The organism is Knoellia flava TL1, assembly GCF_000768675.1.
In the GTDB taxonomy this organism is placed as follows: domain Bacteria; phylum Actinomycetota; class Actinomycetes; order Actinomycetales; family Dermatophilaceae; genus Knoellia; species Knoellia flava.
In genome coordinates this window covers 1-9039 of the sequence record NZ_AVPI01000040.1, presented here as the reverse complement: position 1 = coordinate 9039, position 9039 = coordinate 1, and the positions used below count along the sequence as shown (strand labels likewise).

The 9039-nt window shown below is 70.6% G+C and carries 9 protein-coding genes; 6 read left to right on the top strand and 3 right to left on the bottom strand.

All coding sequences use genetic code 11. From position 1 onward, the window contains the following. From N798_RS18420 to N798_RS12345, 5 genes are all read left to right on the top strand, one after another. Positions 1-211 (top strand): hypothetical protein (locus N798_RS18420; protein WP_035948900.1); only part of this gene is annotated, 211 nt, incomplete at its 5' end. Positions 212-318: 107 nt separating this feature from the next. Beyond that, positions 319-1050 (top strand): ComF family protein, encoded by a 732-nt coding sequence (locus N798_RS17850; protein WP_035948904.1) that lies wholly within the window; start codon positions 319-321, stop codon positions 1048-1050. 118 nt (positions 1051-1168) lie between these two features. Continuing rightward, entirely contained in the window at positions 1169-1834 is a 666-nt protein-coding gene (gene hpf / locus N798_RS12355) for a ribosome hibernation-promoting factor, HPF/YfiA family (RefSeq protein ID WP_035948899.1), read from the top strand. Positions 1835-1919: 85 nt separating this feature from the next. Beyond that, positions 1920-2636, top strand: coding sequence for a response regulator (locus N798_RS12350; protein WP_052117286.1), 717 nt, complete (start codon positions 1920-1922; stop codon positions 2634-2636). Positions 2637-2754: 118 nt separating this feature from the next. Then, the gene (locus N798_RS12345; RefSeq protein ID WP_035948902.1) at positions 2755-3957 is read left to right on the top strand and encodes a winged helix-turn-helix domain-containing protein; all 1203 of its coding nucleotides are present in this window, start codon (positions 2755-2757) and stop codon (positions 3955-3957) included. On the opposite strand, the gene N798_RS12340 is transcribed toward N798_RS12345, so the two are convergent. Continuing rightward, a complete protein-coding gene (locus tag N798_RS12340) occupies positions 3954-5084 on the bottom strand; it encodes a GNAT family N-acetyltransferase (protein ID WP_035948898.1) in 1131 nt (376 codons plus the stop codon). The genes N798_RS12345 and N798_RS12340 overlap by 4 nt on opposite strands. Before the next feature lie 183 nt (positions 5085-5267). On the opposite strand from N798_RS12340, the gene secA reads away from it, so the two are divergent. Continuing rightward, positions 5268-8156: a preprotein translocase subunit SecA gene (gene secA / locus N798_RS12335; protein ID WP_035948897.1), complete on the top strand. Its 2889-nt coding sequence runs from the start codon at positions 5268-5270 to the stop codon at positions 8154-8156. 73 nt (positions 8157-8229) lie between these two features. Here secA and N798_RS12330 read toward each other — a convergent pair whose 3' ends face one another. After that, positions 8230-8787 (bottom strand): Rv3235 family protein, encoded by a 558-nt coding sequence (locus N798_RS12330; RefSeq protein ID WP_035948896.1) that lies wholly within the window; start codon positions 8785-8787, stop codon positions 8230-8232. After that, the coding region (locus N798_RS12325; RefSeq protein ID WP_035948894.1) for a LysM peptidoglycan-binding domain-containing protein at positions 8784-9039 on the bottom strand (256 nt) is incomplete at its 5' end. The genes N798_RS12325 and N798_RS12330, both read right to left, overlap by 4 nt.

Below are 9039 nucleotides of genomic sequence, written 5' to 3'. Positions count from 1 at the left end.
TGGGGCACAGGAGCAGCGGAGGCCCTACGTCCTCTCGATCGACGGCGAGGAGCAGGCACTGGGCGAGACCCCGAAGGGCGTCTCGATCACCTCCGCCGGAGGCGAGCGCGACATCCTCGTGACGAACTCGGACGGGACGGTCATCAGCCGCGCCGGCCAGCAGTGGATCTCGCTCGGGCAGGGCACCGACGTCCTCGTCCCGGCCCGCTGAGCCGACCCTCGACGCGGCCGTCCACAGGCCCTCCGGCACCCCGGTGCTGTCCACAGCGGACGCCCATCGGTCTGGTGGGGGAGCGGTCCAGCGCCGACGCTGGCACGGTGCTCTCCGACCTCGTCGACCTCGTCATCCCGGCCACGTGCGCCCTCTGCCACCGACCGGGCGCCCCGCTGTGCCGTGGCTGCCGCGAGGCCGTCGCACGGTGCCTCCATGCCTCCGCCCGCCCCGCCGTCCCCTCGCCGCCACCACCCGGTATACCGTCCTGCTGGGTCACTGGGGAGGCGAGCGGCGCGTTGCGGGCGGTGGTCACGGCATACAAGGACGAAGGGCGACGCGACCTCGCCAAGGTGCTCGCACCGTGGCTCGCGCAGGCCCTCCGCACGGCGGTGGGGGCGGACGCCGCGGCACGCGAGTCCCTTCGGGGCAGAGGGCTGCTCGTCGTCCCTGTGCCCGGCTCGCCGCGCGCCCGGCGACGTCGCGGTGACGTGCCGCTCCGTCCCCTCGTGTCCGCGGCAGTGGCGACCCTGGCCGGGCGGGCATGCGTCGCCGACGTGCTCGTGGCTACGCGGACGACCCTCGACCAGTCCACCCTCGACGCAGTCGAGCGGGCCGCGAACCAGGCCGGCGCGACGACCGTGCGGAGCCGTCAGCGGGGCGCGGTGGAGGGAGGTGTGTGCGTCGTCGTCGACGATCTCGTGACGACCGGCGCGACGCTCGCGGAGGCCGCCCGGGCGCTGCGCGAAGCGGGTGCGCGGTCCGTCCTGGCGGCCGCGATCGGTGCCACCACGCGGCGGTCCGGGGGTGGTCCGACATTGCGCCACCCCCGCCCTTGAAAGGGTCCGAGCCGAGGTCTAACGTCGGTGCATGAGACCGATCCTCCCTCGGAGGTGGTGCCGCCGCCCCTAGCCCTCGACAGGCACCACAGGCACGCCCCCGAACCAAGGAGGACAAGTGGACATCGTCGTCACCGGACGGCACACGACCGTTTCCGACCGATTCAGGCAGCACATCGCAGACAAGCTCGAGAAGGTCCAACAGCTCGCCCCGCGAACCCGCCGGATCGAGGTGGTCGTCAGCCACGAAGCGAACCGCCGACAGTCCAAGGCCTGTGACCGCGTGGAGATCACCTGTCACATCAAGGGCCCCGTCGTGCGCGCCGAGGCGTGCCAGGAGGACCGCTACGCCGCGCTGGACGTCGCCCTCGAGAAGCTCCTGGAGCGTCTGCGCCGCAAGCACGACCGCACAGTCCGCCGCGGGCGCAACAGCCAGGAGTCGCTCGCCATGGCCGCCGCGATCCCGCCGCCCGAGCCCGAGACCGAGAGCGAGACGGATTCCCCGGAGGACACCGGCGCGTTCGGCGACTCGCCGATCGAGGTTCGTGAGAAGATCCACTCGTCCACTCCGATGACGCTCGACCAGGCACTGAAGGAGATGGAGCTCGTCGGTCACGACTTCTACCTCTTCCACGACGTCGAGACCGACAAGGCGAGCGTGGTCTATCGCCGGCGAGGCTGGTCCTACGGTGTGCTGCACCTCGACCTCAACGGCAGCGCGCCGAGCACGAACGACACCGATATGGCCACAACAGGCCAGTCCGAACGGGCCGCTGCGTCCTGATCACCCTGCGTGATCTCTGGCCCTGACGGCGGAGTTGTTCACCGAAGTTCGCACTACGGCACAAGCGCCGTGTCACTATGACCACGTGAGCGCATCCCCTTATGAGCCGGGTTCGCTGGCCTCAACGCACGGGGAGGCCGGCGAACGAATCCGCATCGTCATCGCCGACGACCACGACCTCTACCGTCGTGGGATGCAGGCCGTCATCGGCCTCGAGCCCGACCTCGAGATCGTCGCGGAGGCGGCGTCCGGAGTCGAAGCCGTGGAGAAGGTCTTCGAGTTCGACCCGGACGTCGTCCTCCTCGACGTGCGCATGCCCGGCAACAGCGGCATCGAGGCCTGCACCGCCATCAAGGAGAAGGCGCCGCGGACCAAGATCCTCATCCTCACGGCGTCCGACGACGAGTCCGACCTCTTCTCGGCCATCAAGGCCGGGGCGAGCGGCTACCTCCTCAAGGACCTCCCCACGGAGCAGATTGCCCAGTCCGTGCGCATGGCCCACGCGGGCCAGTCGATGATCCCTCCGCACATGGCCAGCCAGCTCATCGCGGAGTTCTCGCGCATGAGCAACGAGCCCCCCAAGGACGCCACCAACGGACCACGCCTCACCGACCGTGAGCTCGAGGTCCTCTCGCTCGTCGCCAAGGGCAAGGCCAACAAGGAGATCGCGACCCAGCTGTTCATCAGCGAGAACACGGTCAAGAACCACGTGCGCAACATCCTCGAGAAGCTCCAGCTCCACTCCCGCGTCGAGGCCGCCCTCTACGCGATGCGCCGCAACCTCATCGAGCCCGAGGCCTGAGAACGCGACTTGTTGCCCGGATGGGACACGAGCGCCAGCGAGTGTCCCATCCGGGCAACAAGTCGCAGGTCCAGGCGCCGCTGTGCGGAGTGTCGGCGGTGACGACGATGATGTGCGCATGCCGCCGCGTCTGAGCACGATCGCTGCCCGCCGGATCGCCTTGGCCGCCCAGGGGTTCGGGGTGCCGCGGCCGGAGCCGTGGTCGGCGACGAGCCGGCACGTCCAGCGTGTCATCGACACGGTCGGCATCGTCCAGATCGACAGCGTCAACGTCGTCTCGCGCAGCCACTACCTGCCGTTCTACTCACGGCTCGGTCCCTACGACCACGCACTCGTCGACCGGGCCCGCGACCGCGCACCACGCCGTCTCGTCGAGTACTGGGCGCACGAGGCCTCGCTCGTCCCGCCGTCGACGTGGCCGCTGCTCGACTTCCGCATGCGGCGCGCCCACGACGAGTCCTGGGGTGGCATGCAGGCGGTCAAGCGCGAGCACCCCGAGCTCGTCGACGCCGTCCTCGCCGAGGTGGCCGCGCGCGGACCGCTGACGAGCCGCCAGCTCGAGGCGGCGCTCGCCCACGACCTGCCACGCGAGCGCGACCAGTGGGGCTGGAACTGGTCGCTCGTCAAGGCCGCCCTCGAGCACCTCTTCTGGTCCGGGCAGGTGAGCTCCGCCGGACGCACGACGCAGTTCGAACGCCGGTATGCCGTCCCCTCCCGCGTCCTGCCACCGCACCTTCGCGACGTGGCCGAGCAGCCCGAGCTGCGACCCGGCGACGAGACCGCGTTCGTCGAGCTCATCAGGATCGCCGCCCGGGCCCACGGCGTCGGCACCGAGCAGTGCCTGCGCGACTACTTCCGGCTCAAGCCCGAGCAGGCCCGGCCCGCCATCGCCGCCCTCGTCGAGTCCGGCGATCTCGTGCCGGTGACGATCGACGGGTGGAGGCGGCCGGCATACCTCGACCCGTCCGCCAGGCGACCACGACGGATCGAGGCGCGGGCGCTGCTCTCTCCCTTCGACTCGCTCATCTGGCAGCGCGACCGCACGAGCGCCCTCTACGGCTTCGACTACCGCCTCGAGATCTACACGCCCGAGGAGAAGCGGGTTCACGGCTACTACGTGCTGCCGTTCCTGCTCGGCGAGGACCTGATCGGCCGGGTCGACCTCAAGGCCGACCGCACCGGCGGCCGGTTGCTCGCCCGCCAGGTGACGTGGGAGCCCGGGCGCGGAGGCGCCGACGACACCCGCGAGCTCCACGAGGAGCTCGGCCTCATGGCGCAGTGGCTCGGGCTCGCCGACGTCGACGTCGCGCTGGTCCGCTAGTCCTGAGCCGGTGCGAGCAGGTCCCAGTGGTCGGCCGGTCCGACCGAGCCGTCGGGTGCCGTCGCGGCCTTCTCGTGGCCCCACCGGGTGAAGCCGATGGCCTCGAGCACGGCGTTGCTCGCGGCGTTGTCGGCCGCGGTCTCGGCGACGAGCCGGCGCAGCCCGAGTCCGCCCTCGTCGCGCGGGGCGAAGGCGTGCTCCACCGCCAGCCGGGCGGCGACCTTGGCCGCCCCTCGTCCTCGCGCGCTCGGGTAGAGGTAGTAGCCGAGCTCGGCGGTGTCGCCCCCGGCCAGCGTGCCGTCGTGGACGAAGACGAGCGCCTCGCCGAGCGCGGTGTCGGTCTCGGCGTCGGCGATGGCCCAGTTGACGCTCGCCCCGCGAGCCATGAAGAGCCGGCGCCGCTGGATCCAGTCGTCCCACGTGAGCGCGGTGGGGATCGCGCGCTCGGGCACGTGGTGCGACGGGTGGTTCGGCTCCTCGACGCTCGCCCGGTCCTCGTCGCGCCACGGACGCAGCCGTATGCCGTCCGCCTCCAGCACCGGGGGAGTGACCCACTCGTCGCGGGCCTCCATCGGGTCGTCGCGGCCGAGGCTCGCGAACCATGCGTCGATGAGGCCGCCCTCGCCGTGGGCGACGTGCTCGGGCAGCGTCGTGACGAAGGTGAACCCGGCCGCGCGGGCGACGGCCCATGAGGCGAAGTTGCCGCGCTCGGCGTGCCAGTCGACCCGCTGGCCGCCGGCGTCGAACCAGTACTGACAGACGAGCCGCAGCGCCCGGGCCATGACGCCGCGTCCGCGGGCGTCGGGATGGAGGCCGTAGCCGACCTCGGCGCGCCCGGCTTCGCGGGGTCGCAGGTCGATCGACCCGAGGAAGCGCCCCTTGTCGTCGTCGGCCCCTCTGACCTCCTCGATCGCCCAGAGCCGGTCCCCGTCGCCGTCCCAGCCCTGGGCGATCTCGGTGACCCACTCGCGGGCCATGTCGGGCGTGTAGTCGCGCGGCACCTGGGTCCAGCGCAGGCTCAGCGGGTCGGTGCACTGCTCGACGATGCGGTCCACGTCGGCCTCGGAGTGGGCTCGCAGGCGCACGACGCCGTCGGTGAGGGTGGGCACGGAGTCGGGGAACGGCATACGGGATTGGACCACGCAGGCGTGCAGGGCCGGAACCGATTAACGGGTGCGTCGCGTTGGATGCTGTGGAGAGCCGCGTCACGTGCGGACCGGTGGTGTGGCTCGACTACCCTTGCTAGGTCCCGCGGTATGCCGACGGGGCGGCCGAGCGTGACCATTGTTGTTCAACGAGGAGTCCTACCCGTGGTGAAGATCGTCGAGAAGCTGCTGCGCGCCGGTGAAGGCCGGATCGTCAAGAAGCTCGAGAACATCGCCGACCAGGTCAACGCGATCGAGGAGGACTTCGTCGCGATGAGCGACGACGAGCTCCGCGGCATGACCGACGAGTTCCGCTCCCGCCTGGCCGACGGCGAGACCCTCGACGACATCCTCCCCGAGGCGTTCGCCGCGGTCCGCGAGGCGGGCAAGCGCACCCTCGGCAAGCGGCACTTCGACGTCCAAATCATGGGTGGCGCGGCGCTGCACATGGGCAACGTCGCCGAGATGAAGACCGGTGAGGGCAAGACCCTCGTCGCGACCCTGCCGTCGTACCTCAACGCCATCGAGGGCAAGGGCGTCCACGTCGTCACGGTCAACGACTACCTCGCCGAGTACCAGGCCGAGCTCATGGGCCGCGTCCACCGCGCCCTCGGCCTCGAGACCGGCTGCATCCTCGCGAACATGACGCCGGACCAGCGGCGCGAGCAGTACGCGAAGGACATCACCTACGGCACCAACAACGAGTTCGGCTTCGACTACCTGCGCGACAACATGGCGTGGTCGACCGACGAGCTCGTCCAGCGTGGCCACAACTTCGCCATCGTCGACGAGGTCGACTCGATCCTCATCGACGAGGCCCGCACGCCGCTCATCATCTCGGGCCCGGCCGACCAGCCGACGAAGTGGTACAGCGAGTTCGCCAAGGCCGTGCAGCACCTCGAGCGTGGTGAGGGCGGCGACCAGATGCGCGGCATCCCGAGCCGGGGCGACTACGAGGTCGACGAGAAGAAGAAGACCGTCGGCGTCCTCGAGCCGGGTATCGAGAAGATCGAGGACTACCTCGGCATCGACAACCTCTACGAGTCCTCGAACACGCCCCTCATCGGCTACCTCAACAACGCGATCAAGGCCAAGGAGCTCTTCACCCGGGACAAGGACTACGTCGTCATGGACGGCGAGGTGCTCATCGTCGACGAGCACACCGGTCGCATCCTCAAGGGCCGCCGCTACAACGAGGGCATGCACCAGGCCATCGAGGCCAAGGAGGGGGTGACGATCCAGAACGAGAACCAGACGCTCGCGACGATCACCCTCCAGAACTACTTCCGCATGTACGACAAGCTCTCGGGCATGACGGGTACGGCCATGACCGAGGCCGCCGAGCTCAACTCGATCTACAAGCTCGGTGTCGTGCCGATCCGCACGAACCGACCGATGATCCGCAAGGACCAGGCCGACCTCGTCTACCGCACCGAGGAGGCGAAGTACTCCGCGGTCGTCGACGACATCGTCGAGCGCCACGAGAAGGGCCAGCCGGTCCTCGTCGGCACGGTGTCGGTCGAGAAGAGCGAGTACCTCTCCGAGCAGCTGCGCCGCCGGGGCGTCAAGCACGCCGTCCTCAACGCCAAGCACCACGAGCGCGAGGCCGCGATCGTCGCCGACGCCGGCCTCAAGGGCGCCGTCACCGTCGCGACCAACATGGCCGGCCGAGGCACCGACATCATGCTCGGTGGCAACCCCGAGTTCATGGCCGTCGCCGCCCTCAAGGACCGCGGGCTCGACCCCGTCGAGACGCCCGAGGAGTACGAGGCCGCGTGGGACGCCGCGCTCGCCGACGCCGAGGCCAGGGTCAAGACCGAGCACGAGGAGGTCACCGAGCTCGGTGGTCTCTACGTCCTCGGCACCGAGCGCCACGAGTCGCGCCGCATCGACAACCAGCTGCGTGGTCGTTCCGGCCGTCAGGGTGACCCGGGCGAGTCCCGGTTCTACCTGTCGCTGCAGGACCACCTCATGCGGCTCTTCAACGCCGGCATGGTCGACAGGGTCATGAGCTCGACGGGCATGGAGGACAACACGCCCATCGAGTCCAAGATGGTGTCGCGCTCCATCGCCTCCGCCCAGAGCCAGGTCGAGGCGCAGAACTTCGAGATCCGCAAGAACGTCCTCAAGTACGACGACGTCCTCAACCGCCAGCGCACCGTCATCTACGACGAGCGCCGCCGCGTCCTCGAGGGCGAGGACCTGCACGAGCAGATGCGCTTCTTCGTCAACGACGTCGTCTCGGGCTACGTCGACGCGGAGACGGCTGAGGGCTTCCCGGAGGACTGGGACCTCGACCGGCTGTGGACCGCGATCAAGGCGCTCTACCCGATCTCGATCACGCAGGAGCAGGTCGTCGAGGCGGCCGGCGGGCGTGGCGGGCTGCGGGCCGAGACGCTCAAGGAGGAGATCCTCTCCGACGCGCACCACGCCTACGACGCGCGCGAGGCCGCGCTCGGCAGCGAGGTCATGCGCGAGGTCGAGCGTCGCGTCATGCTGTCGGTCCTCGACCGCAAGTGGCGTGAGCACCTCTACGAGATGGACTACCTGCAGGAGGGCATCGGCCTGCGCGCCATGGCCCAGCGCGACCCGCTCGTCGAGTACCAGCGCGAGGGCTTCCAGCTCTGGCAGGCGATGAACGAGTCGGTCAAGGAGGAGGCCGTCGGTCTGGTCTTCCACGTCGACGTCCAGGTCGACCAGCCGACGACGCCCCAGGTCGCCGAGGCGCCCCAGCAGTTCTCCGACATGTTCGGCGGTCTCTCCGGGGACGGTTCGGGCGACGGCACCCAGGCCCCCGAGACGCAGGACGCCCTGGCGACGCCGCACGTCGAGGTCGCCGGCGTCGGTGTCGAGCGCCCGCGCCAGCCTGCGCAGCTGCACTACACCGCCCCGTCGGAGTCCGGCGAGGTCGTCGAGCGCGATGTGGCGTCGAACGCCGGCAGCAACGGCAGCGGCGGTCTCACGGCGGAGCAGCTCGCCTCGACGCCGAAGAACGCGGCCTGCCCCTGCGGGTCGGGCAAGAAGTTCAAGATGTGCCACGGCAAGACCGCCTGAAGCAGTCGAGAGTAGGCAGGATCCCGCTTCCACCCTGTGGAGGCGGGATCTTGCCTACTCTCGACTGCTTCGGTCAGCCGATCTGGAGCGCCTCGACCCGCCACCGGCCGTCGAGCCCGCTGAGGCGCACCGCCATCGCCCGCACCCGTGGCCCCTCGCTGACGACCACGCTGCACTCGGCGACCCCGTCGGCGGGTTCGCACACGCGCACCGAGCGCACGATGGCCCGTCCGCTGCCTTCGCGTGAGGCGGACGCGCGTGACCCGGACGCCCGGCGGCGGGCGGCAAGCGCGCCGCGACGCGCGACGACGGCATAGACCTGCGGGGTGGTCCACCGCACGACCTGGGCAGCGGGACGCAGCCCCGACATGACCTCGACGATGGCCTGCGCGATCTGCGCGGCCCACGGCTCCGGGTCGGGCAGGTCAGCGCGCGCGGTGCTCTGCGGGCCGAAGACCTGCTCGTCGCTCGCGGCGGCGAGGTCGACGGCGAGGGCGTCCTGGATGTAGCCCGGGTGGCCGAACGCGTCGGCGGAGCGCTGCATCGCCTCGACGAGCGGGATCGCAGGCGGGCGGCGGCTGGGGGCGTGGACGGCCACGGGCCGCAGGTGGCTGCTCGTCGCGCGGGTCATCGGACGGCGCTCGCACTCGGGTCCGGCACGCGCAGGAGCTGCCCCGGGAGGAGGAGGTCGGGATCGTCACCGATGACCTCGCGGTTGGCCTCGAACCAGCTCGGCCAGGTCCGTGCGACCTCGGCGTCCGCGGCGCCGGGGCCGAGGTGGGCAGCGGCGATCGACCACAGGGTGTCGCCGCGGTGGACGACGACCTCGTCGGTGTCCGAGCGGCCCGCAGCCGTGCGGTCGGCGCCGGCGGGGCGGGCGGGG